This window comes from Agreia sp. PsM10, from assembly GCF_030433855.1.
In the GTDB taxonomy this organism is placed as follows: Bacteria; Actinomycetota; Actinomycetes; order Actinomycetales; family Microbacteriaceae; genus Agreia.
On record NZ_JARUXC010000004.1, the window covers coordinates 67,527 to 86,712 of the forward strand.

Here is a 19,186-nt window from a genome sequence, read left to right on the forward strand (position 1 = left end):
ATGAGAGCCGATACCTTCTTTCTCCTGTCAGACGCCGCCCTTCGCAGCGTCATCGATCGAGTGCAGCCGGGCGACTTCGACAAGCCCGTTCCCGCATCATGGTCGTCTTTCGAGAACCCCACCGTCCTCGACCTCCTGAAGTCGCACGCATACGACGAGGCCTGGATCCCCGGAGTTCTCGCCGGCAGGTCCATCGCCGACGGCGATGAGCTGCGCGAGAAAGACCTGCTCGGCGACGACCCCATCGCCTCGTACGACGCGCTGAATGACGCGGCGACGGAGCGTGTGAAGGCCGGCGTCGACTTCGAGTCGACGTTCCGTTTTCAGTACGGCGACTACCCGGCCGACGAGGGGCTCTCGCACCTCGCCATGTATCGGGCGACCCAGGCGTGGATGATCGCCAAGCATCTCGGCATCCCTTTCCATCTCTCGCCCGAACTCATCGACGGGTTGAACGAGTGGGTCGTTCCTCACGCAGACGAGTGGCGCAGCTTCGGCGTCTTCCCTCCCGCGATCGAGCCGCCGGCAGGGGCAGACGACGAGACGCGGCTGCTGTGCGCGATCGGGTTCTGGGTGCCGTGGCGCTGATTGTCGCCGTTGAACCATCACCGACAATTCCTCTTCGCAAAGTTAGGATAGCCTTACTCCACTAGCGAGCCGCCCGTGAGGCTCGACTGTCTAAGGAGTTTTATGCGCGTCCCCTTGCTCTCCCGTCCTTCCCGCGTTCGCGGCAGTGCCGTGCTCGCGACCCTGCTGGTCGGTGCGGTGGTGCTCACCGGATGCTCGACCTCCGCCACGGATACCGCTTCGACGACAGATGCGGGCGCCTCCGACGGCTCGTTCCCCGTGACGATAGAGAGCGCTTTGGGCTCGGTGACCCTCGACGAGGCTCCCGAGCGGATCGCCACATGGGGCTGGTCGACCCAGGATGCGGTGCTGGCGCTGGGAATCGTACCCGTCGCCATGCCCAAGAACGTCTACGGCGGCAACGCCGACGGCGTTCTTCCGTGGGACGCTGAGAAGATCGAGGAGCTCGGAGGCGAGACTCCCCAGCTGCTCAGCGGGGGAGACACCGGCGAGGTTCCGTTCGAGGAGTTCGTCGAGGCCGACCCCGATGTGATCCTCGCCCCGTACTCGGGCCTGACCCAGGAGGACTACGACACGCTGAGCAAGATCGCTCCGGTCGTCGCGTACCCAGACAAGCCCTGGTCGCTGCCGTGGCAGGACCAGCTCACCACCGTGGCGACGGCGCTCGGCAAGACGGCCGAGGCCGAGACCCTGCTGACCGATGTCGACTCGCAGATCGCCGAACTCGCATCCGCGAACCCGGTGCTGGCCGACAAGAGCTTCATCTATGTGTCGGCCCTCGAGGCCGACAAGCTCAACATCTTCCGCTCGAGCGACCCCCGGGTCGACCTGCTCACCCAGCTCGGCATGGCCGTGAGTCCGAACGTCGAGGACCTCGACGCCGATCCGAGTGCAGGAACGTACTTCTACCAGTTGAGCTACGAGAATCTGAGCAAGATCGACGCCGACCTGATCGTCGGCTACTTCGACAATCAGGCTTCCGTCGACACCTTCCTCGCCGACCCGCTCGTCGCCGCCATGCCCGCCATTCAAGAGGGGCGTTTCGCTCCCGTGGTGGGTGAGTCCTTCGTGATGGCGAGCAGCGCCCCGACAGTCGTGTCGATTCCGTGGATGCTCGACCAGTACGTGCCGCAGCTTGCTGCCGCCGCGGAGAACGTCAACTGATTCAGTGCCCGCCACGCAGGTGACCGCTGTTCACGACGCCGTCCGGAAGACCGGCCGGCGTCGTGAACATCGCCGTGCGCACCTCACGGTCGTGTTGTGCGTCGGGCTCGTGGCGCTCGTGGCGGCCAGCCTCGCGAGCATCATGGTGGGGGCATCCGGCATATCACCCGGCACCGTGTGGGACGCCTTCGCGCAGTTCGATCCGAGCAACACCGAGCACCTCGTCGTGGTCGAGAAACGACTCCCGCGCACGCTGATCGGCCTCGCCGTCGGTGCCGCACTCGGCCTCGCCGGCGCCGCCGCCCAGGGACTCACGCGCAACCCCATCGCCGACCCGGGCATCCTCGGAGTGAACTTCGGCGCATCCCTTTTTGTGGTGCTGGGCATCGCGGTCGCCGGAGTGACCTCGTTGAGCGGTTACGTCTGGTTCGCATTCGCCGGTGCCGCAGTGGCCACGGTGCTCGTCTATTCCGTCTCGTCGATCGGTCGTGAGGGGGCGACACCCGTCAAGCTGGCACTCGTCGGCTCGGCGGTGTCGGCCGCGTTCGGGTCGATCATCACGGCCGTGATGCTGACGAGCACACAGGTGCTGAACTCGGTGCGCTTCTGGCAGGTGGGGGCCATCGCCGGCCGAGGATACGACGTGTTCTGGCAGATGCTGCCCGGCTTCGTGGCGGGAGCGATTCTCGCGCTGCTCCTGGGCAGGCAGCTCAACGGGCTCGCGCTCGGCGACGATGTGGCGAGGGGGCTCGGCCAGCGCGTGCATCTCACCCGTATTCTCGGCGCGGTCGCGATCGTGCTGCTGTGCGGATCGGCGACCGCGGCCGCGGGTCCGATCGCATTCGTCGGACTGGCGGTTCCGCATCTGGCGCGTGCCATCGTCGGATCCGACTACCGTCGGGTACTGCTCCTCTCGGTCATCATCGGGCCCGTGATGCTTCTCTTCTGCGACGTGATCGGTCGCATCGTCGCCATGCCGGGCGAACTCGAGGTGGGCATAGTGACCGCCTTCATCGGTGCCCCGTTCTTCATCGCGCTCGTGCGTCGTCGAAAGCTGCCCAGCCTGTGACCCGCGATCTGCTCAGCTCGTCGACGATCCGGCGTGCTCGACGACGGCGCTCGGTTCTGATGGTCGTGGGCCTCGGGATGCTCGTGGTCGCGCTGGGTGCTCTGTCTCTGCTTCTCGGCAAGGCATCTCTCACGCCCGCCGAGGTGGTCGGCGCGCTCGTGGGTCAGGGCGACCGGATGACCGGCTTCGTGATCGGTGAGCTTCGTCTGCCCCGCCTGCTTACTGCGGTCGTCGTCGGCGGATGCCTCGGTATGGCTGGAGCTCTCTTTCAGGCGACGCTTCGCAATCCGCTCGCGAGTCCCGACATCATCGGGGTCACGGCGAGTGCCAGCGTCGTAGGGGTTCTCGGCATCGTGTCGTTCGGGCTGAGTGGTTACGGCCTCGCGCTCACCGTCGTGCTGGGGTCGCTTCTCGCCGCCGCAGTGATGTACCTGCTCGCGTGGCGAGACGGGTTGAGTGTCTATCGTCTTGTTCTGGTCGGCATCGGCATCGCGGCCATCTGCGCCGGAATCGTGTCCTTTGTGCTGAGTCGCAGCGACATCCGTGATGCCCAGCTGGGCCTGGTGTGGGTCACGGGCAGTCTCAACAATTCGAGTTGGGACGCCTTGATCCCGGTCGGCGTGAGCGCCGCTGTCATCATGGCGCTGGTCGCCGTTCTCCGCCGTGCTCTCTCTGTGCTCGAACTCGGTGACGACACGGCGGCAGGTCTCGGTGTGCCCATCGAACGCACCCGTCTGGCGGTCATCGTCTGTGCCGTCGCCCTGACCGCCGTCGCCGTATCCATCTCCGGACCGGTGGCATTCGTGGCGCTGGCATCCGGACAGATCGCGCGCCGGATGCTGGGGCGAGGCGGCGCCGGCATCGTCCTGTCCGGGTTCGTGGGGGCGGTCGTTCTCCTCGCCTCCGACCTCGTCGCCCAGTTCGCTTGGCCCTCCCTCACGTTTCCTACGGGGGTGGTCACCGGGCTGGTGGGTGCACCCTTCCTCATTTGGCTGCTCGTCCGTGGCAGAACCCGCTCCGAAGGCTGACCGATGACCGCAGACCGAACAACGCCGCCGCATTCCCTTGCGGCATCCGAACTCTCGCTGGGCTATCGAGACCGGCCGATCATCGACGGGCTCACCGTCGAGATCCCGGATGCCCGGATCACGGCGATCGTCGGACCGAACGCCTGCGGCAAATCGACCCTGCTGCGCGGGCTTTCCCGGCTGCTCGCTCCCGGCGCCGGCCAGGTGCTGCTCGACGGACGCGACATCCACAGCATGGCGACCCGTGACGTCGCGACCCTCCTGAGCCTCCTTCCTCAGACGCCGCAGGCGCCCGACGGCATCAGCGTCGCCGACCTGGTGGGGCGGGGTCGCTACCCGCATCAGGGCTGGTTCCGAAAGTGGACCGATGACGACGACGACATCGTCGAGTCGGCGATGGAGGCGACCGGCGTACGCGATCTGGCCGATCGCAGCGTCGACGAACTGTCGGGCGGGCAGCGGCAGCGCGCGTGGATCGCGATGGCGCTCGCCCAGCGCACCGATCTGCTCCTGCTCGACGAACCGACGACGTACCTCGATATAACCCACCAGATCGAGGTGCTCGACCTGCTCGTCGATGTGAACGCCTCCGGCACCACGGTGGTGATGGTGCTGCACGACCTGAACCTCGCGTCGCGCTATGCCGACCATATGATCGCGATGCGCGATGGCCGCGTCGTGGCCGAGGGTGCACCGGGCGAGGTCGTGACCCCGCAGCTCATGCGCGACGTCTTCGAGCTCGACGCACTTGTGCTTCCTGACGCTGTCACGGGGTCACCCACCGTCGTGCCGCTAGGGCGCCACCACCGGTGAAGGCTGCGATTCCTTCGCTGCCTCGGCGAACGCGTTCACCCCGGTGAGCTCGGCCGACAGTGTCCACAGCCGGGCGGCGTCGTCGCGGTCGATGGCGTGGGCATCCACCCCCGCGAAGCGGGCCGTCGGGCTGCCGGCGACGGTGGGCTCGGCGATGTCGCAGTCCTCGCAGTAGACGCCGCCCATTCCCTCGAGCTGCGGTGACGTCGCGGCCCACGTCGAGGTGGCCGCGCCCTGGGCGGGAGTCTTGAAGCGCTCGTTCACGGTGCCGTCCTCGGTGATCCAGCCCGAGGCGATCATCTCCTCGCGGGGCAGGTGCCGCTGCAGCTCCGTCATGATGCCGCCCGGATGCGCCGCGAAGGCCCTGACGCCGAACGGCGCCCCCAGCGCATCCAGCTGCACGGCGAACAGGCTGTCGGCCGTCTTCGCCTGGCCGTACGCCTGCCACTTGTCATAGCCCGACGTGAACTGCGGGTCGTCGAAGCGCATCGGGCTGAGCTTGTGGCCGAATGACGAGAGCGCCACGACGCGGGCTCCTCCGCCTGAGACGAGGGCGGGCCACAGCAGGTTGGTGAGCACGTAATGGCCCAGGTGGTTGGTGGCGAACTGCGACTCCCAGCCGTCGCCCACCCGCGCCTCGGGCGAGGCCATGATCGCCGCGTTGTTGATGAGGATGTCGAGGCCCTGCCCCGAGGCGAGGTAGCGCTCGGCGAAGGAACGCACGCTGGCCAGATCAGACAGGTCGAGGCTGTCGACGGCCACGCCCATAAGACCGCGCTCCTCGAGGGTCTGCCGGGCCACGTCGGGGCGGCGGGCCGGAACGACCACCTGCGCACCGGCATCCGACAGCGCAGCGACCGTCTCGATGCCGAGCCCCGAGTAGCCGCCCGTGACGACGGCCGTCTTGCCGGTGAGGTCGATGCCCGCCAGCACATCGCTCGCCGTCGATCGGTCGGTGAATCCGGAGGGAAGCGCGTGCTGGGGAGTCGTTGTCATTGGTCAAGCGTATGCCTGTTTCGGGGGCTAGATTCGGGGGATGCACCTCTTCTTCCGCACGGTCTGGTACCAGTGGCGCGCCCGAACGAGGCGTCGCGTCGGAACGTTCGACGTCGCATCCACCCCGTTTCGCGTGCTGCCCAGCGACCTCGACCTCTTCAGGCATATGAACAACGGCGTCTACCTGTCGATCCTCGACCTGGGCAGGCTCGACATGCTCGTGCGCAGCGGCATCTGGGCGATCGTCAACGGCCGCGGCTGGTACCCGGTGGTCGTCGCCGAGACCATCAGCTTTCGCAAGTCGCTCACCCTGTGGCAGCGCTTCGATGTGGAGTCGCGCGTGCTCGGCTTCGACGACAAGGCCGTCTATGTGGAGCAGCGCTTCACCGTCGACGGCGAGATCTGCGCGCAGGCGTTCATCCGCGGCCGGTTCCTGAAGCGCAGCGGTGGCGTGGTTCCGATGCACGAGCTTCTGGATGCCGTGGGCCCGATCCCTGCGGAGGTCACGGTTCCGGAATGGCTGCACGAGTGGGGCCAGACCACGGCGCTCCCCGCCACGAAGGCTCCCGCCCCGAGCAAGTGGTGACGCGCGGGGTGAGAGGTACCGCTGCGGTCAGTAGTCCCCGGTGCGCCGGTACCTACTGTCCGCGGCAGGGACAGTCAGCTGCGAGCCCCGCGCGACTAGTCTGGGTGGCACATCGCATCCGCTTCGTCAGGGGAGAACAATGAGCACGATTCCAGGGATCGACCCGTCTGCGCCGCCCAGCGGCACCGGATGTGTGGAGTGCCTCGAGACCGACGACCAGTGGTGGTTCCACCTGCGTCGCTGCGCCCAGTGCGGCCACATCGGATGCTGCGACAGCTCGCCCAACCAGCACGCCTCGAAGCACGGCGCTGACACGGGGCACCCGATCATCCAGAGCTTCGAGCCCGGGGAGGACTGGGTCTGGAGCTTCGAGACCAACGAGTACTACGACGGGGCGCCGAAGCTCGCCGATCCCGACAGTCATCCCCTCGACCAGCCCGTTCCCGGGCCCGCCGGGCGTGTGCCGGCGAACTGGCAGGAATTGTTGAACCAGTAGGGGAGTTGGTCTCCTCGTTCCCTGAGCCTGTCGAAGGGGACCGGTTTGGAGGATTCCCTTCGACAGGCTCAGGCAACGGCAAAGAGGGAGGGCGCGATGGAAGACTCCGTCGTCACGATCATCTGGATCGTCTCGTTCGTGGTGGTCACCGTCACCGTCAGCGGCCTGACCCGGCGCATCGGCTGGTCTGCCCCCGTGTCGCTGGTGCTCGTCGGCGCCGTGGCCTCGTTCATCCCCGGTGTGCCACACCTCGAGATCGAGCCCGACCTCATCCTCTACGGACTGCTGCCCCCGCTGCTCTTCGCGGCGGCCATCCGCACGTCGTTCGTCGACGTGCGCGCCCGGCGCGACGGCATCCTGCTTCTGTCTGTCGGCCTCGTCGCCTTCACGGTGGTCGTCGTCGGGTTCACGGCCTGGCTGATCATCCCGGCGATCACGCTCGCGGCGGCGTTCGCGTTCGGCGCCGTGGTCGCGCCGACCGATGCCGTGGCCGTCACCGCCGTCGCCGGTCGGCTCGGTCTGCCACGGCGACTCGTGACCGTGCTCGAGGGCGAGAGCCTGCTGAATGATGCCACCGCCCTGGTCGCCCTCAACGCGGCGGTGCTGGCGATGGTCAGCATCATCAATCCGTGGATGGTGGCCTTCGATTTCGTGGTCGCCGTCGTGGTGGGCGTGGCCGTGGGTCTCGGTGTGGGATGGGTGCTGGCCAAGATCCGGCAGCAGCTGCGCGCCCCCGTGCTCGATACGAGCCTGTCGCTGGTCACGCCGTATCTCGCGTTCATCCCCGCGCAGCTGTTCCACGGTTCCGGCGTGCTGGCCGTCGTCGTGGCCGGACTGTTCCTCGGCTACCGCTCGCCGGTCATCCAGACGGCCGAGGCGCGCATCGCCGAATCGATCAACTGGCGCACCATCCAGTTCCTGCTCGAGAACGCCGTCTTCCTGCTCATGGGCCTCGCGCTGGCCGAGATCTTCGACGGCGTCGTCGACTCGGGCCCCGGATTCTGGCCCACGGTGGGCATCTCGGCCATCATCCTGCTCGCACTTCTCGTGTCGCGCGTGGTCTGGATGCTCATCACCACCTCGGTCTATCGGTTCGGCCCCCAGTGGTTGCGCGGCCGGGGATGGAGCTGGCGCACCGGGATCGCGGTGTCGTTCGCGGGCATCCGGGGTGTGGTCACGCTGGCGGCCGTGTTCCTGCTGCCGGAGGAGACGCCGAACAGGGAGTTCCTGCAGTTCCTCGCGTTCGTCGTCGTGGCGGGCACGCTGGTCGAGGGGCTGGGGCTGCCCTGGCTCATCCGCCGACTTCGCCTCCCTCCGCCCGACGTCGAGCAGGAGCGCGGAGAGACGCAGCGGCTCATGGTCGAGGCGCAGACCGCGGGGCTCGACCTGCTCGAGCAGCAGGAGCTCGACGGCGTCGAGCCGGGCGTCGTCGAGAGGCTGCGCACGAACGCGCGCTTTCTCGCCGAGGCGCTCGAGAACCCGCCCGAGGGAGATCGCGAGACGCGGCCCGCGTCGTACAACAGGCTGCGCCGGCTGATGGTGCAGGCCGAGCGGCAGGCGGTGCTCGACGCCCGGGCGGAGGGTCGCTACCAGGAGCGGGCGGTGAAGACGACGCTGGCGTTCATCGACGCGGAGGAGTCCGCGCTCGACATGCACAAGCCGCCGAAGCCGGGCTCGAACCTCACCTGAGGGCGCCCGCCGCTCGCGAGTGTTGCTCGGGGCGACGGATGTTGCCGGTCGCCCGGCAACATCTGTCGCGATAAGCAACAGTCGCCTACGGCCTGAGGAGTTCGGCTTGGGCTGCCGCTGCGCCGTGCACGTCAAGGGACCAGTCCGGGCGGGCGAAGTTCTCTCGCTCGAGGCGGAGCTTCTGCATCGTGTTGCGCTCGCCCGGGCGGGGCTCGACCTCCGTTTGTCCATCGTCGAGATAGCCCAAGCGGTGCGAGACACCGAGCGAGGATTCGTTCCACGTGGCCGCACTCGACTCAGCCGCCTCGACGGCGAGATGGTCGAAGGCGAAGAGCAGGATGGCGGCCCGCATCTCGGTTCCGAACCCCTGGCCCTGCGCTGACCGCGTGAGCCAGGAGCCCGACGAGATGGTCTTCGTGCGGGCGAGGTTCTCGGCCCGAACGTCCTGCATGCCGATGACGCGGCCTTCGTGCAGAACGACGAAGTCGAGGGTCCAGGTGCCGGGCTGCACGGTGGTGCGGAGGTGCCAGTGGTACTTCGCGAAGTCACGGGCGAGCTGCTCGGGCTCGGCGTCGGTCCACGGCGAATCGAACGGCATGCGATCGGCAGGGTGGATGCCCGCCAGCACGGCCTCGACGACGGCCGGAAGATCGTCGTCGCGCATCAGCCGCAGCTCGAGCCGGGGCGTGCGGAGCCGCAGGCCGAAGAGGGGCCACACGTCGTCGAGGGTCAGCATGGTGCCCCAGAGTACTCGACGCCGCGGGCGTCAGGCGGTCGCGCGGTGACGGCGGATGCGGCGAACCACGAGCCATACGACCACGCCGGCGATCGCCGCGTAGACGACGTAGTTGAGATAGTCGCTGTACTTCTCGATGAGCTCGTACTGCGTTCCGAGGGCTGCGCCGAGGCCGATCAGCAGGCCGTTCCAGATGGCGCTGCCCGCGATCGTGAAGATGCTGAAGCTCACCAGGTTCATGCGCTCGGCGCCGGCGGGAAGGGAGATGAGGCTGCGCACGCCCGGAATGAACCGGCCGAAGAACACGGCCGACTTGCCGTGCCGTGAGAACCACGACGCGGCCTTCTCGAAGTCCTCTTTGTCGACGAGCGGCAGCTTCGACAGCCCCGCGATCGCCCTGTCCATGCCGAGCTTGGCGCCGAGCCAGTACAGAACGAGCGAACCCACGTAGGCGCCCAGCGTGCTGGTGATCACCACGAGCACGATGCTCAGCTCGCCGCGCTGCGCCAGAAAACCCGCGAGCGGCAGGATGACCTCGCTCGGAATGGGCGGGAAGACGGTCTCGATCAGGGTGAAGAGCCCCACGCCCCACTCGCCGATGCCTTCCATCAGGGTGAGCGCGAAGCCGGCGAGCCCGCCGAGCTCGGTGGGGTTGCCTGCTGTTCGAATCATCTCTTCAAGGGTGGCATGCCCGCGACAGCCCAGCCTCCTAAGGGGCTGGGAACAGCGCGCCCCGAAGCGCGGCGGCCTGCGCCCGCCAGAACCGTCGCGAGACGGGCTTCTCTGCGAACAGCACGTCGAAGCCGTGGAACGCCCCTTTCACCACGGTGCTCTCGCAGGGCACGCCGGCCTCGCGCAGCCTGCGCGCGTACTCGAGATCCTCCTCGAGGAAGAGGTCGAGCGACCCCACCCCGATCCACGCGGGCGGCAGACCCGAGAGGTCGTCGCGCCGCGCGGGCGCCGCGTAAGGCGAGATGCCGGGACCGCCGGGGGCGGTGCCGAGGTACGACGACCAGCCGTAGCGGTTGCTGCCCGGGGTCCAGATGCGCACGGAGCGGGTGTCGAGATCGTCGCGCAGAGCCGTGCGGTCGTCGAGCATGGGATACACCAGCAGCTGGAAGGCGGGAGTGATCTCGCCCCTGTCATGCGCATAGAGGGCGAGTGCCGCGGCGAGTCCGCCGCCCGCGCTCGCGCCTCCGATGGCGATGCGCTCGGGGTCGACCCCCCGCTCGACCGCATGCTCGGCGAGCCAGCTGAGGCCGGCGTAGGCATCCTCGATCGCGGCGGGCGACGGATGCTCGGGGCCGAGCCGGTAGCGCAGGCCTACCACCGTGATCCCCAGCGTACGGGCGAAGTCGATGCTGGAGCGCTCATCCTGGACGGGGTCGCCCTGGAGGAAACCACCGCCGTGGATCCAGAACAGCGCGGGCGCCGGCCCGGTCAGCGTTCTCGGTCGGTACACCCGCAGCGAGACGGCAGGACCTCCGGGAGCGCCGGGCACCGTGATCTCGTCGATCAGCATGTCCTCGGGCGTGGTCGGCGTGCGCTGCGGAACGCGGCTCATCACCGACACCACTCGCGGCCCGAACGAGAACCGCGGAATGAAGCGGCCGATAGCGAGATCCGGGTGAAAGGCGCTCATGAGTCCTCCTCGATTGACGCAACCGTACAACAGTCTCCGGTACGAGCTCAGCTCGAGATCATCGCGATCCGCACCGTGACGTCGGCCTGCACGCTCGTGCGGGCGAGCAGGTCGACGATGTGGTCGTGGGCTGCGCGACCCGTCTGGTGGGCGGGCACGCGCTCGTCGACGCCGATGACCGCGGTGACGGTCGTACCCTGCTCGCCCGCCTCCACACTGATCAGCGGGGCCGGAACGGCGGGTGCGGGGACGACGGCTGCGCCGACCTCCTCGGCGACGACCTCGACGATGGGGGCGCTCGAATAGATGGCGGTCACGCCGTCGACATCACGGAGGGCCTTCTCGATCTCGACTGCGAGCGCGCTCGCGGGGGAATCGGCCATGCGGGTGTTCCTCTGCATCAGGCTCGGGTCGAACTCCCCCGAGCGGGTTCGGCATGCAGCCGTTTCTCAGCTTTTTCGCACGCCTGGGGCGTGACGATCGGGCGTCGACATGCGTCCTACGGGTAAGAGTCGCACACACGGATTTCTTCATCGAAGTCTTGACAGGAGTCGATGTCGTCGGTTTCGACATCGACCCGCGAACGTGGACGACTCCCGCCGGCCGCACCCGCGAACCGGGCGAACCCGAGAAGAACAGGAACGACATCATGAGCGCAGCAGACAAGATCCAGAACGCCGCCGAAGACCTCAAGGGCAAGGCGAAGGAAGCACTCGGAAACCTCACCAACGACGACAGCAAGGTCGCGGAGGGCAAGGCCGACCAGGCCAAGGCCGACGCCAAGAAGGCCGGCGAGAACGTCAAGGACGCCTTCAAGCACTGATCGCATCACACAGCACCGTCTTCGACCCCGGCCTCGTCCACGAGGCCGGGGTCGAAGCATCCGAATCACCGACAGGACCCTGATGGGAAAAATCATCTATGGCAACTCGGGGGTCGAAATGATCCTCGACGACAGGCCGCTGAACCACGTGCGCGTGGTCGTGCTGGCCAAACTCCGACGGGGCGAGAGCTTCGCCCTCTCGTGGGAGAACGACCGCGGCCACCACATGATGTGGCTGCATCCCGCGATCCCGCTCGCGTTCAGCTTCTCTGGCAAGAGGCACCCGGCGCTCAACCGCGCCTGGGTGGATGCGCTCATGCGCACGGCGAACTCGGCCACCGGCCTCGAGGTCGTGCCCGAACCGTCTGAGACAGAACGGTGAGGCGCCGTCCGCGGAGCGTGTGGTTCGCGCTCGGCACGGGAGTCGTCACGACGATCATCGTCGCGGCGGTCGTGCTCGTGCCGGTCGCGGGGCTCGTCGCCTCCGCAGCGGCGGCGGCCCCGTTCGTCGACTTCCCCGTCACGAGCATGACCGTCGCCGTCCTCGGCGGCTACGCGCTGGCCGCCGGATTCCTGGCGCTCATCCTGCGCATCCGTCGCGGTGCGCTCGCCTGGATCTGCGCCGTCGCCGCTGTGATCGCCGCGCTCGTCGTATCGGTGTATCCGCTGGCCGCGGGCGCCGGAGCGGCCGCGGCAGAGGCCGGCGAGGCGATCCCCACCATCGTCGACTGGGTCGGCAGGCTGCAGCAACTGCTGCCCTGACCGACCGAACTCGCGGCTCCCGACAGACGCGGAAAAGATTTTCGGATTCTTTCGTGACGAACGGGCCGCAGCACACGTCCTATCCATGAAGCAGCACGAAGCCCCGGAGCACCCGGGCACTCATACCAAGGAGATCATCATGGCCACCACGCCCACACCCGCCACTCCCGCCGCCGCGGCGACCGCCCTGCCCGTGTCGAGCACCCTCGGCAAGACCACCATCAACGATGGAGTCGTCGCCAAGGTCGCCGGCATCGCCGCCCGCGAATCCCGCGGTGTCTTCGCCCTCGGAGGCGGAGCGGCCCGTGCGTTCGGCGCCATCCGCGAGGCCGTCGCCGGTGCAGACCAGAGCCAGGGCATCAACGTCGAGGTCGGCGAGAAGCAGGTCGCCGTCGACGTCACCATCGTCGCCGAGTACCCCGCGCCCCTGCAGGACGTGGCCGACGGCGTTCGCGACAACGTCATCCGCGCCGTCGAGACGATCGTCGGGCTCGAGGTCACCGAGGTCAACGTGACCGTCAACGACGTGCACCTGCCCTCCGACGACAACAACGACGACGCAGCAGAGGCACGAGTCCAGTGACCACCTCGGCAACCCGCACGGGCATCATCATCGGCGCGGTCCTCGCGCTCACCTGGATCGTGCTCGGATTCTGGGCGTTCTTCTTCGTCGCCATCGCGATGGCCATCGGCGCCCTCGTCGGCCGCGTCATCGAGGGCAAGCTCGACGTGACCAGTCTTGTCGACGCATTCCGCGGCAAGCGCTCCTCGTCATGAGCATCGGCTCGACGACCGAGACCGGAGCGGCACAGCGCGGTCGCACCCGTGTCACGTCGAAGGCCCTGAACAAGGTCGTGTCGGCGGTCACCGCCGACGCCCTCGGGGTCGACGCCGCGCGCGTGGGCGTCGAACTCGCCGACCACACGGGTGCGCTGGCCCTGGTCGTGACCACCCCCATCCGGATCGTCTCGCTCGATCGAGTGAGCACCGACAACTCGGTCGTCGCACGATCGGGCGGAACGATCCTCGACAGGGCCGGCCAGGCGCAGACGACGATCCGCGACCGGGTGAGTGCGCTCACCGGGTCTGAGATCGCCCGCGTCACCGTGAAGGTCTCCGGCGTCACCATCCAGCCAGAGGAGAGAGTGAAATGAGTTCCGACAACAAGGCTCTCTACGCTCGGATCAGTCGACGCGAGACCCACTCGCCGCGGTCGTTGCTCGCCATCGTTCTCGCGGTCGTGCTGATCGTCGTGTTCGCCTGGGTGGGCACCGAGGTCGTGATCGCCCTGCTCGGGCTTCCCGCACTGCTGGTCGCGCCATCCGACATGTTCACGTCGGCCCTGGGCCTCGCCGAGCAGCCGGCAGCGATCGTTGCGGCCGCGGGAATCGTCGCAGCGGTGATCGGCCTCGTGCTGATCATCCTGTCGCTCTCGCCTGGCCGCCGTGCCCGGCACGTGATCGACACCGAGCGTGCGGCGACCGTCGTCGACAACGAGGTCATCGCATCCGCCCTGGCCCGGCACGCGTCGTACGCGGGCAATGTCGACCCCGACAACACCACCGTGTCGGTCTCCCACCGCCGCGCCGTGGTGGACCTCACCCCCACATCCGGGATCCCGGCCAATCGCGACGACGTGACCGAGGCCGTGACAGCCCAGCTCGACGCATACGGCCTGCGCCCAACCGTTCGGGCACGGGTTCAGATCGCAGAGAAAGCGAAGGTAGGCGCATGAACAGCACCAATCGCGCAGCCAACAGGCTGCTGATCTTCGTCTGCGGCCTGCTGCTGCTCGTCGTCGGTGCGGCCGCGGCCGCCGCCGTGCTCGTCCCGTTCGTTCGGGATGCCTGGAAGGACACGAGCGGGCAGGTCACCGACCAGGTGGCGGGCTGGCTCGAGCAGACCCAGCTCGCAGGTATCGGAGTGAGCTGGTTGCTCATCGCCGTCGTCGCGCTGCTGGTGATCGCCATCGTCGTTCTGATCGTGTTCATCTCCCGACAGGGGCGCGGCCACACCGGAATCGCGCTGACCGACCCCACGAGCGAACACGGGTCGACCGTGATCGAGTCGTCGGTCGCAGAGCACGCCCTGAAGGACGCGCTCGACGCGCACTCCGAGTTCGTCGGCTCCCACGTCTCGACGTACAAGGTGCGCCGCACCCCCGTGCTGAAGGTGTCCGTCACCTGCCGACGCGGCGTCTCCCCGAAAGACGCGGCCGCGATCGTCGAATCCAAGCTTCACGCGCTCGACGAACTGCTCGGCCGCGAGCTGCCCGCCCTGATCCAGATCAGCGGCGGCTTCCGAGCCCGGGTCACCAAGACCACCCGCCTGCAGTAACCCTTGAGAAAGAAGAAGAACATGCCCAAACCCCTCGTGTGGCTCGTCGTGATCGCCGTCGGCACAACCGCCTACGTCGTCGGAGCCAAGGCCGGCCACGGCCGCTACAAGGAGATCAGCGAGACGGCGAAGGCCTTCTGGAACGATCCCGCCGTGAAGAAGGCCCGCGCCCGCGCCCAGAAGAAGACGCAGAAGGCCGCCAAGAAGGCCGTGAAGAAGATCTCGAAGTAACTGCGCTCGTCACCTCCCGCCCCACCACGCAAGGAACGCACATCATGACCGAGAAATCCCCGAAGCACACCGCCGACGACGTCATCGACACGGCTGCAGACACCGCGCACGACCTCGCCGACAAGGCCGGCGCGAACGACAACGTGAAGAAGACCGTCGACCGGGCATCCGATGCCGCCAAGGATGCCGCCGGCACATCGTCCGACGTGGCCGAGGACATCGGTCGAAAGGCCGAGAAGACGGCCGACGATGTCGTTTCGTCGGCCCGGGACTTCGCCGATGAGGGCAGCAGCCGCATCCGGTCGGCCTATGAGGACAACCCGACCCGGTTCGTGACCGTCGCCGCGCTCGCGGGCGCCGCTGTCGTCGCGCTCGTGGTGGCCCTGGCCAAGCGCAGGTAGCCGCCAGCCCCTCGAGCTTTTGTGCCCGAATAGCTCCATTCGCGACACCCGTGCGCGAGCAGATGGAGGTATTCGGGCACAGTCATGTCAGGCCGAGCCGTCGACGTAGACCCAGGCTCCGTCGACGCGGCTGAAGGTGCTGATCTCGTGCTGAACGCCCGACGATCGGCCCTCCGGCGCATCCACCCGGTACTTCGCTCGGAATTCGACGACACCGTCGGCGTCGCGTTCGGCGCCGCGCTCGGTGCGCACGATCTCGAGCCACAGCCAGCGCGTGTCGGCGTCGAGCTCGAGCGTCGCCGGGCGGGTAGCCGGATGCCACGACCGCAGCAGGTACGCCGGGTCGCCCACCGCGAACGCCGAGAACCGCGACCGCATGAGCCGCTCGGCCGTCGGCGCGGGGGAGACGCCGAGGTGGAGCGGGCGACAGCACTCGCCGTAGCTCAGGCCGGAGCCGCAGGGGCAGCGCGCATCCGGTTCCACCCCTCCATTATCGCTGGGGCGGCACGGATCAGTGGAACTGCGGAATGATCAGGTACAGCCCGTAGAGCACCGCCGCGACGCAGACGGCGAGGCAGGCGAACGCGCCGACGGTCGCGCCCAGAGGCCGTGAGCCCCGGGCGGTCGACACGATCGATCCGTCGGCCCCCGTGTCGTCGTCGGAGCCGACGGCCAGCAGGCGCAGTCCCAGGGCGAAGAACACGACGATCGCGACGGCGGCCCCGAAGGCCACGACGAAGACGATGCCGAAGGCGGCCCAGTCGACGCCGAGGAACTTCTCCGAGCCCTCGGCGGCCGCGACGAGGGCGGCGGCGGTCGAGTCGATCATGATCAGGCCTTTCCGGTCGAAGCGGTCTCGGGCTCACGCGATTCCGAGTCGACGTCGTTCACGTTGTCGTGGGTGACGGGATGCCGGCGCGCGAGGAACACGAACGCCAGCCCGCCGGCGAGGGCGAGCACGGCCACGACGATCAGTCCCACGGTGCTGGTGCTCGCGATCCAGGCGGCGAGTCCTCCCACGAGGGCGGCGGCCGGCAGGGTGAACACCCAGGCCATGGCGATGCGTCCGACGACTCCCCAGTGCACGGTGGCGAGCTTCTTGCCGAGGCCCGAGCCGACGACGGCGCCGGACGTGACCTGCGTGGTCGACAGGGCGAAGCCCAGGTGCGACGAGATGAGGATGGTGGCGGCCGAACTGGTCTCTGCGGCGAAGCCCTGAGCCGGCTGCACGTCGGTGATGCGCTTGCCGACCGTGCGCATGATGCGCCAGCCGCCGAGATAGGTTCCGAGCGCGATGGCCAGACCGCAGGATGCGACGACCCAGAACTGCGGGCCCGTTCCCGCCCCCTGGTAGCCGGCCGCGATGAGCGTGAGCGTGATGACGCCCATGGTCTTCTGGGCGTCGTTGGTGCCGTGGGCGAGCGAGACGAGGGAGGCCGAGATCGTCTGCCCGTGCCGGAAGCCGGCATCCGCCCCGCGTGAGCGGGCCTGCTTGGTGATGCGGTAGGCGGCGTAGGTCGCCACCAGCGCGACGAGGCCGGCCACGAGCGGAGAGAAGAGCGCGGGCAGCACGACCTTCGAGAGCACGACGCCGAAGTCGACCGATCCGAAGCCGGCGCCTATGATCGCCGCTCCGATGAGGCCCCCGAAGAGCGCGTGGGTCGAGCTCGACGGCAGCCCGAGGTACCAGGTGCCGAGGTTCCACAGCACGGCGCCGACGAGCCCGGCGAAGATCATCGTGGGCGTGATCTGCACGCCGCCGTCGCCCTCCTTGATGATGCCCTGCGAGATGGTCTTCGCCACCTCGGTCGAGAGGAAGGCGCCGACCAGGTTGAGCACGGCCGAGATGGTGACCGCCACCTTCGGCTTGAGTGCGCCTGTCGCGACCGAGGTCGCCATGGCGTTGGCCGTGTCGTGGAAGCCGTTCGTGAAATCGAACACGAGGGCGATGGTCACGACGAGCAGAACGGTGATGAGAACATCCACGCTTTCGTCCCTTCGAATCGGGCACTGCCGGTGATCGGGAAGCGGTTCGTTCGGCGATCGCGGGCGACGGTACGCCCCGACGGTTAAATCGGGATGAACAACCCGAAAGCGAAATCTCAGCAGCCGTTAACCTCGGCGGCGCACCCTGAACGGCATGTCGATGTCAGAGCCATTCGAACCCCGGATCGAGCGCCACCCCGCAGACCGAGACGAAGATCTCGACCTGCACGACGGACCGGTCGACGGCCCGGACACTCTTCCCGGCAGCGATGCCGGCGAAGAGGGCACGCTGCAGCAGCACGAATCCACGAAGGACATCCCGTTCCGGCGTCCGACGCCCGGCGAGCACCTCACTCCGGAGCAGCTCGAGGCCGAACTCGACGAGTGAGACGCCGTGGACCGGGCTCGCGTCAGCGCAGCGGGGTCGGCACCACGTCGCGGCGCTGCCAGCGCACCGAGATGCTGCGCCTGAGGTCGGAGCGGCCGAAGCCCTGCTGCAGTTCGTGAACGACGGCCGCCATCGACGCGGCGAGTGCTTTCTCGTCTGCCGCGACGACGCTGACGGTGAGTGACCTGCCCTCCTGCCTCACCAGCGCACGCCCCGCGACGGGAATCGACACGATGAAGCCCTGGGCATCCACCGGCATACGTCGATACCGGGCGAGCCGATCGGTGAAGACCGAGAGGGCGTGGGGGGAGTCGAATGCGGTGAGGATCGCCGTTGACGTCTGCATGGGTGCACCCTCGCAGGTCGGGGTGACGGGGCGGTGAACGCGCCGTGACGGGAGATCGTCACGCGTCGATGCGATGAATGTCCGAACCTCGGGTTAGCCTGCCGTCACCATGACTCTCGAAGCGCCCCGCACCACCGTCGACACGGTCGGCGATGACGTTGCCGTCGATCACGTCGCCGCCGGTGCCGCTGTGGCCACGGTCTATGCGCCGGCGCACGAGGTCGACGTCGCGCGCACGATGGGCGTGCACTCCCGGGGCACGGGAGACCCGACCTGCCGCTCGACGCCCGAGGGGTTCTGGCGCACGGTGCGCACACCCGAGGGAGCAGCCACACTGCTGATGCGCCAGCGACGGCACGGCGTCGAGGCACGAGCCTGGGGGCCGGGCGCGCACTGGGTGATCGGTCGGGTGCCCGCTCTTCTCGGTGCCGACGACGACTGGTCGGGGCTCACGCTGCACTCCCATCCGGCGCTCGCCGAGGTGCGCCGCCGCAATCCGGGCATGCGCCTCAGTCGCTCAGGTCTCATCATGGAGGCGCTCGTGCCCGCGATCATCGAGCAGAAGGTCACCACGCTCGAGGCTCACCGGGCCTGGTACCGGCTCATCCGCATCTACGGCGAGGTGGCGCCCGGCCCCGCGCCGGCGGGCATGCACGTCGCGCCCAGCGCGGAGACGTGGCGCGGCGTTCCCTCGTGGCAGTGGCATCGTGCCGGCGTCGATCCGCGCCGCAGTCGCACCGTGGTGTCGGCATGCCAGCTGGCCACGGCCCTCGAGCGCGCGGCGACGGTGGATGCGGAGACGGCGGCGACACGGCTGCAGACCCTGCCGGGCATCGGCCGGTGGACGGCGGCCGAGACGACCCAGCGCAGCCACGCCGACCCCGACGCGGTGAGCGTGGGCGACTATCACCTCGCGGCGCACGTGGGCTACGCGCTCACGGGCTCGCCCGTCGACGACGACGGCATGCTCGAACTGCTCGAACCGTGGCGCGGACACCGTCAGCGCGTCGTGCGGCTCATTCTCGCCAGTGGCTTCGCCAAGCCGAGACACGGTCCGCGCATGACGATCCAGGATCACCGCGGGCACTGACCGGCAGGCAGCGGG

General features: G+C 68.3%; 29 protein-coding genes. 20 read left to right on the plus strand and 9 right to left on the minus strand.

Features of this window, described 5'->3' with window-relative positions; all coding sequences use genetic code 11:
* From QCD70_RS06360 to QCD70_RS06380, 5 genes are all read left to right on the plus strand, one after another.
* Complete coding sequence (locus tag QCD70_RS06360; protein ID WP_301214310.1) at window positions 1–588, plus strand: hypothetical protein; 588 nt, start codon at window positions 1–3, stop codon at window positions 586–588.
* 102 nt (window positions 589–690) lie between these two features.
* Window positions 691–1,752, plus strand: a complete 1,062-nt coding sequence (locus QCD70_RS06365; protein ID WP_301214311.1) for an iron-siderophore ABC transporter substrate-binding protein — start codon at window positions 691–693, stop codon at window positions 1,750–1,752.
* Between the two features lie 4 nt (window positions 1,753–1,756).
* Complete coding sequence (locus tag QCD70_RS06370) at window positions 1,757–2,821, plus strand: FecCD family ABC transporter permease (RefSeq protein ID WP_301214312.1); 1,065 nt, start codon at window positions 1,757–1,759, stop codon at window positions 2,819–2,821.
* A complete protein-coding gene (locus QCD70_RS06375; RefSeq protein ID WP_301214313.1) occupies window positions 2,818–3,849 on the plus strand; it encodes a FecCD family ABC transporter permease in 1,032 nt (343 codons plus the stop codon). Before QCD70_RS06370 ends, QCD70_RS06375 begins: the two co-directional genes overlap by 4 nt.
* Before the next feature lie 3 nt (window positions 3,850–3,852).
* Window positions 3,853–4,662, plus strand: coding sequence for an ABC transporter ATP-binding protein (locus QCD70_RS06380; RefSeq protein ID WP_301214314.1), 810 nt, complete (start codon window positions 3,853–3,855; stop codon window positions 4,660–4,662).
* Here the strand turns inward: QCD70_RS06380 and QCD70_RS06385 are convergent.
* On the minus strand, window positions 4,642–5,658 hold the full coding sequence (locus QCD70_RS06385) for an SDR family NAD(P)-dependent oxidoreductase (RefSeq protein ID WP_301214315.1): 1,017 nt from the start codon (window positions 5,656–5,658) through the stop codon (window positions 4,642–4,644). The two genes, QCD70_RS06380 and QCD70_RS06385, sit on opposite strands and share 21 nt — an antisense overlap.
* A 40-nt stretch (window positions 5,659–5,698) precedes the next feature.
* Here QCD70_RS06385 and QCD70_RS06390 point away from each other — a divergent pair, with 40 nt between their 5' ends.
* The 3 genes from QCD70_RS06390 (at window position 5,699) to QCD70_RS06400 (ending at window position 8,429) form a co-directional block, all read left to right on the plus strand.
* Entirely contained in the window at window positions 5,699–6,244 is a 546-nt protein-coding gene (locus tag QCD70_RS06390) for a thioesterase family protein (protein WP_301214316.1), read from the plus strand.
* A 139-nt stretch (window positions 6,245–6,383) separates the two neighbouring features.
* Window positions 6,384–6,740, plus strand: a complete 357-nt coding sequence (locus tag QCD70_RS06395) for a UBP-type zinc finger domain-containing protein (protein WP_301214317.1) — start codon at window positions 6,384–6,386, stop codon at window positions 6,738–6,740.
* A 96-nt stretch (window positions 6,741–6,836) separates the two neighbouring features.
* Complete coding sequence (locus QCD70_RS06400; RefSeq protein WP_301214318.1) at window positions 6,837–8,429, plus strand: Na+/H+ antiporter; 1,593 nt, start codon at window positions 6,837–6,839, stop codon at window positions 8,427–8,429.
* Window positions 8,430–8,514: 85 nt separating this feature from the next.
* On the opposite strand, the gene QCD70_RS06405 is transcribed toward QCD70_RS06400, so the two are convergent.
* Genes QCD70_RS06405 through QCD70_RS06420 form a run of 4 tightly spaced genes read right to left on the minus strand, consistent with a single transcriptional unit; the run spans window position 8,515 to window position 11,190 of the window.
* Window positions 8,515–9,165 (minus strand): GNAT family N-acetyltransferase, encoded by a 651-nt coding sequence (locus tag QCD70_RS06405; RefSeq protein ID WP_301214319.1) that lies wholly within the window; start codon window positions 9,163–9,165, stop codon window positions 8,515–8,517.
* A 30-nt stretch (window positions 9,166–9,195) separates the two neighbouring features.
* Window positions 9,196–9,837, minus strand: a complete 642-nt coding sequence (locus QCD70_RS06410; RefSeq protein WP_301214320.1) for a DedA family protein — start codon at window positions 9,835–9,837, stop codon at window positions 9,196–9,198.
* 37 nt (window positions 9,838–9,874) lie between these two features.
* Window positions 9,875–10,807, minus strand: a complete 933-nt coding sequence (locus QCD70_RS06415; protein ID WP_301214321.1) for an alpha/beta hydrolase — start codon at window positions 10,805–10,807, stop codon at window positions 9,875–9,877.
* A 47-nt stretch (window positions 10,808–10,854) separates the two neighbouring features.
* On the minus strand, window positions 10,855–11,190 hold the full coding sequence (locus QCD70_RS06420; RefSeq protein WP_301214322.1) for a hypothetical protein: 336 nt from the start codon (window positions 11,188–11,190) through the stop codon (window positions 10,855–10,857).
* Between the two features lie 158 nt (window positions 11,191–11,348).
* Between QCD70_RS06420 and QCD70_RS19295 the strand changes: the two genes are divergently transcribed.
* The 10 genes from QCD70_RS19295 (at window position 11,349) to QCD70_RS06470 (ending at window position 15,361) form a co-directional block, all read left to right on the plus strand.
* Window positions 11,349–11,630 carry a CsbD family protein gene (locus tag QCD70_RS19295; RefSeq protein WP_441004921.1) on the plus strand — a complete coding sequence of 94 codons (282 nt, stop codon included), beginning with the start codon at window positions 11,349–11,351 and terminating at the stop codon, window positions 11,628–11,630.
* Window positions 11,631–11,712: 82 nt separating this feature from the next.
* Window positions 11,713–12,012, plus strand: coding sequence for a DUF7882 family protein (locus tag QCD70_RS06430; RefSeq protein ID WP_301214323.1), 300 nt, complete (start codon window positions 11,713–11,715; stop codon window positions 12,010–12,012).
* Between the two features lie 17 nt (window positions 12,013–12,029).
* A complete protein-coding gene (locus QCD70_RS06435) occupies window positions 12,030–12,392 on the plus strand; it encodes a hypothetical protein (protein ID WP_301214324.1) in 363 nt (120 codons plus the stop codon).
* Between the two features lie 139 nt (window positions 12,393–12,531).
* Window positions 12,532–12,975 (plus strand): Asp23/Gls24 family envelope stress response protein, encoded by a 444-nt coding sequence (locus tag QCD70_RS06440; protein ID WP_301214325.1) that lies wholly within the window; start codon window positions 12,532–12,534, stop codon window positions 12,973–12,975.
* Complete coding sequence (locus tag QCD70_RS06445; protein WP_301214326.1) at window positions 12,972–13,169, plus strand: DUF2273 domain-containing protein; 198 nt, start codon at window positions 12,972–12,974, stop codon at window positions 13,167–13,169. The genes QCD70_RS06440 and QCD70_RS06445 overlap by 4 nt, the downstream gene beginning before the upstream one ends.
* Window positions 13,166–13,546, plus strand: coding sequence for a hypothetical protein (locus tag QCD70_RS06450; protein WP_301214328.1), 381 nt, complete (start codon window positions 13,166–13,168; stop codon window positions 13,544–13,546). The genes QCD70_RS06445 and QCD70_RS06450 overlap by 4 nt, the downstream gene beginning before the upstream one ends.
* Window positions 13,543–14,127 (plus strand): DUF6286 domain-containing protein, encoded by a 585-nt coding sequence (locus tag QCD70_RS06455; RefSeq protein WP_301214330.1) that lies wholly within the window; start codon window positions 13,543–13,545, stop codon window positions 14,125–14,127. Before QCD70_RS06450 ends, QCD70_RS06455 begins: the two co-directional genes overlap by 4 nt.
* Window positions 14,124–14,729 (plus strand): hypothetical protein, encoded by a 606-nt coding sequence (locus tag QCD70_RS06460; RefSeq protein ID WP_301214332.1) that lies wholly within the window; start codon window positions 14,124–14,126, stop codon window positions 14,727–14,729. The genes QCD70_RS06455 and QCD70_RS06460 overlap by 4 nt, the downstream gene beginning before the upstream one ends.
* 21 nt (window positions 14,730–14,750) lie before the next feature.
* The gene (locus QCD70_RS06465; RefSeq protein ID WP_301214334.1) at window positions 14,751–14,960 is read left to right on the plus strand and encodes a hypothetical protein; all 210 of its coding nucleotides are present in this window, start codon (window positions 14,751–14,753) and stop codon (window positions 14,958–14,960) included.
* Between the two features lie 44 nt (window positions 14,961–15,004).
* The gene (locus QCD70_RS06470) at window positions 15,005–15,361 is read left to right on the plus strand and encodes a hypothetical protein (protein WP_301214336.1); all 357 of its coding nucleotides are present in this window, start codon (window positions 15,005–15,007) and stop codon (window positions 15,359–15,361) included.
* A gap of 87 nt (window positions 15,362–15,448) precedes the next feature.
* On the opposite strand, the gene QCD70_RS06475 is transcribed toward QCD70_RS06470, so the two are convergent.
* From QCD70_RS06475 to QCD70_RS06485, 3 genes are read right to left on the minus strand one after another with little or no spacing between them, the layout of a single operon-like run.
* Window positions 15,449–15,844 (minus strand): YchJ family protein, encoded by a 396-nt coding sequence (locus QCD70_RS06475; RefSeq protein WP_301214338.1) that lies wholly within the window; start codon window positions 15,842–15,844, stop codon window positions 15,449–15,451.
* A 28-nt stretch (window positions 15,845–15,872) separates the two neighbouring features.
* Complete coding sequence (locus tag QCD70_RS06480) at window positions 15,873–16,190, minus strand: hypothetical protein (protein WP_301214340.1); 318 nt, start codon at window positions 16,188–16,190, stop codon at window positions 15,873–15,875.
* A gap of 2 nt (window positions 16,191–16,192) precedes the next feature.
* Complete coding sequence (locus QCD70_RS06485; RefSeq protein WP_301214342.1) at window positions 16,193–17,347, minus strand: inorganic phosphate transporter; 1,155 nt, start codon at window positions 17,345–17,347, stop codon at window positions 16,193–16,195.
* 154 nt (window positions 17,348–17,501) lie between these two features.
* Between QCD70_RS06485 and QCD70_RS06490 the strand changes: the two genes are divergently transcribed.
* Window positions 17,502–17,735, plus strand: a complete 234-nt coding sequence (locus QCD70_RS06490; RefSeq protein WP_301214344.1) for a hypothetical protein — start codon at window positions 17,502–17,504, stop codon at window positions 17,733–17,735.
* A 22-nt stretch (window positions 17,736–17,757) separates the two neighbouring features.
* Here the strand turns inward: QCD70_RS06490 and QCD70_RS06495 are convergent, their stop codons facing one another.
* Window positions 17,758–18,081 (minus strand): hypothetical protein, encoded by a 324-nt coding sequence (locus QCD70_RS06495; protein WP_301214346.1) that lies wholly within the window; start codon window positions 18,079–18,081, stop codon window positions 17,758–17,760.
* 109 nt (window positions 18,082–18,190) lie between these two features.
* Here QCD70_RS06495 and QCD70_RS06500 point away from each other — a divergent pair, with 109 nt between their 5' ends.
* Entirely contained in the window at window positions 18,191–19,171 is a 981-nt protein-coding gene (locus QCD70_RS06500; protein WP_301214349.1) for a DNA-3-methyladenine glycosylase family protein, read from the plus strand.
* Window positions 19,172–19,186: the final 15 nt, after the last annotated feature.

Coding starts and splice junctions, on each gene's coding strand:
- QCD70_RS06360 (WP_301214310.1), top strand. CDS start 1: ATGAGAGCCGATACCTTCTTTCTCCTGTCAGACGCCGCCCTTCGCAGC.
- QCD70_RS06365 (WP_301214311.1), top strand. CDS start 691: ATGCGCGTCCCCTTGCTCTCCCGTCCTTCCCGCGTTCGCGGCAGTGCC.
- QCD70_RS06380 (WP_301214314.1), top strand. CDS start 3,853: ATGACCGCAGACCGAACAACGCCGCCGCATTCCCTTGCGGCATCCGAA.
- QCD70_RS06385 (WP_301214315.1), bottom strand. CDS start 5,658: ATGACAACGACTCCCCAGCACGCGCTTCCCTCCGGATTCACCGACCGA.
- QCD70_RS06390 (WP_301214316.1), top strand. CDS start 5,699: ATGCACCTCTTCTTCCGCACGGTCTGGTACCAGTGGCGCGCCCGAACG.
- QCD70_RS06395 (WP_301214317.1), top strand. CDS start 6,384: ATGAGCACGATTCCAGGGATCGACCCGTCTGCGCCGCCCAGCGGCACC.
- QCD70_RS06400 (WP_301214318.1), top strand. CDS start 6,837: ATGGAAGACTCCGTCGTCACGATCATCTGGATCGTCTCGTTCGTGGTG.
- QCD70_RS06405 (WP_301214319.1), bottom strand. CDS start 9,165: ATGCTGACCCTCGACGACGTGTGGCCCCTCTTCGGCCTGCGGCTCCGC.
- QCD70_RS06410 (WP_301214320.1), bottom strand. CDS start 9,837: ATGATTCGAACAGCAGGCAACCCCACCGAGCTCGGCGGGCTCGCCGGC.
- QCD70_RS06415 (WP_301214321.1), bottom strand. CDS start 10,807: ATGAGCGCCTTTCACCCGGATCTCGCTATCGGCCGCTTCATTCCGCGG.
- QCD70_RS06420 (WP_301214322.1), bottom strand. CDS start 11,190: ATGGCCGATTCCCCCGCGAGCGCGCTCGCAGTCGAGATCGAGAAGGCC.
- QCD70_RS06430 (WP_301214323.1), top strand. CDS start 11,713: ATGGGAAAAATCATCTATGGCAACTCGGGGGTCGAAATGATCCTCGAC.
- QCD70_RS06440 (WP_301214325.1), top strand. CDS start 12,532: ATGGCCACCACGCCCACACCCGCCACTCCCGCCGCCGCGGCGACCGCC.
- QCD70_RS06450 (WP_301214328.1), top strand. CDS start 13,166: ATGAGCATCGGCTCGACGACCGAGACCGGAGCGGCACAGCGCGGTCGC.
- QCD70_RS06455 (WP_301214330.1), top strand. CDS start 13,543: ATGAGTTCCGACAACAAGGCTCTCTACGCTCGGATCAGTCGACGCGAG.
- QCD70_RS06460 (WP_301214332.1), top strand. CDS start 14,124: ATGAACAGCACCAATCGCGCAGCCAACAGGCTGCTGATCTTCGTCTGC.
- QCD70_RS06465 (WP_301214334.1), top strand. CDS start 14,751: ATGCCCAAACCCCTCGTGTGGCTCGTCGTGATCGCCGTCGGCACAACC.
- QCD70_RS06470 (WP_301214336.1), top strand. CDS start 15,005: ATGACCGAGAAATCCCCGAAGCACACCGCCGACGACGTCATCGACACG.
- QCD70_RS06480 (WP_301214340.1), bottom strand. CDS start 16,190: ATGATCGACTCGACCGCCGCCGCCCTCGTCGCGGCCGCCGAGGGCTCG.
- QCD70_RS06490 (WP_301214344.1), top strand. CDS start 17,502: ATGTCGATGTCAGAGCCATTCGAACCCCGGATCGAGCGCCACCCCGCA.
- QCD70_RS06495 (WP_301214346.1), bottom strand. CDS start 18,081: ATGCAGACGTCAACGGCGATCCTCACCGCATTCGACTCCCCCCACGCC.
- QCD70_RS06500 (WP_301214349.1), top strand. CDS start 18,191: ATGACTCTCGAAGCGCCCCGCACCACCGTCGACACGGTCGGCGATGAC.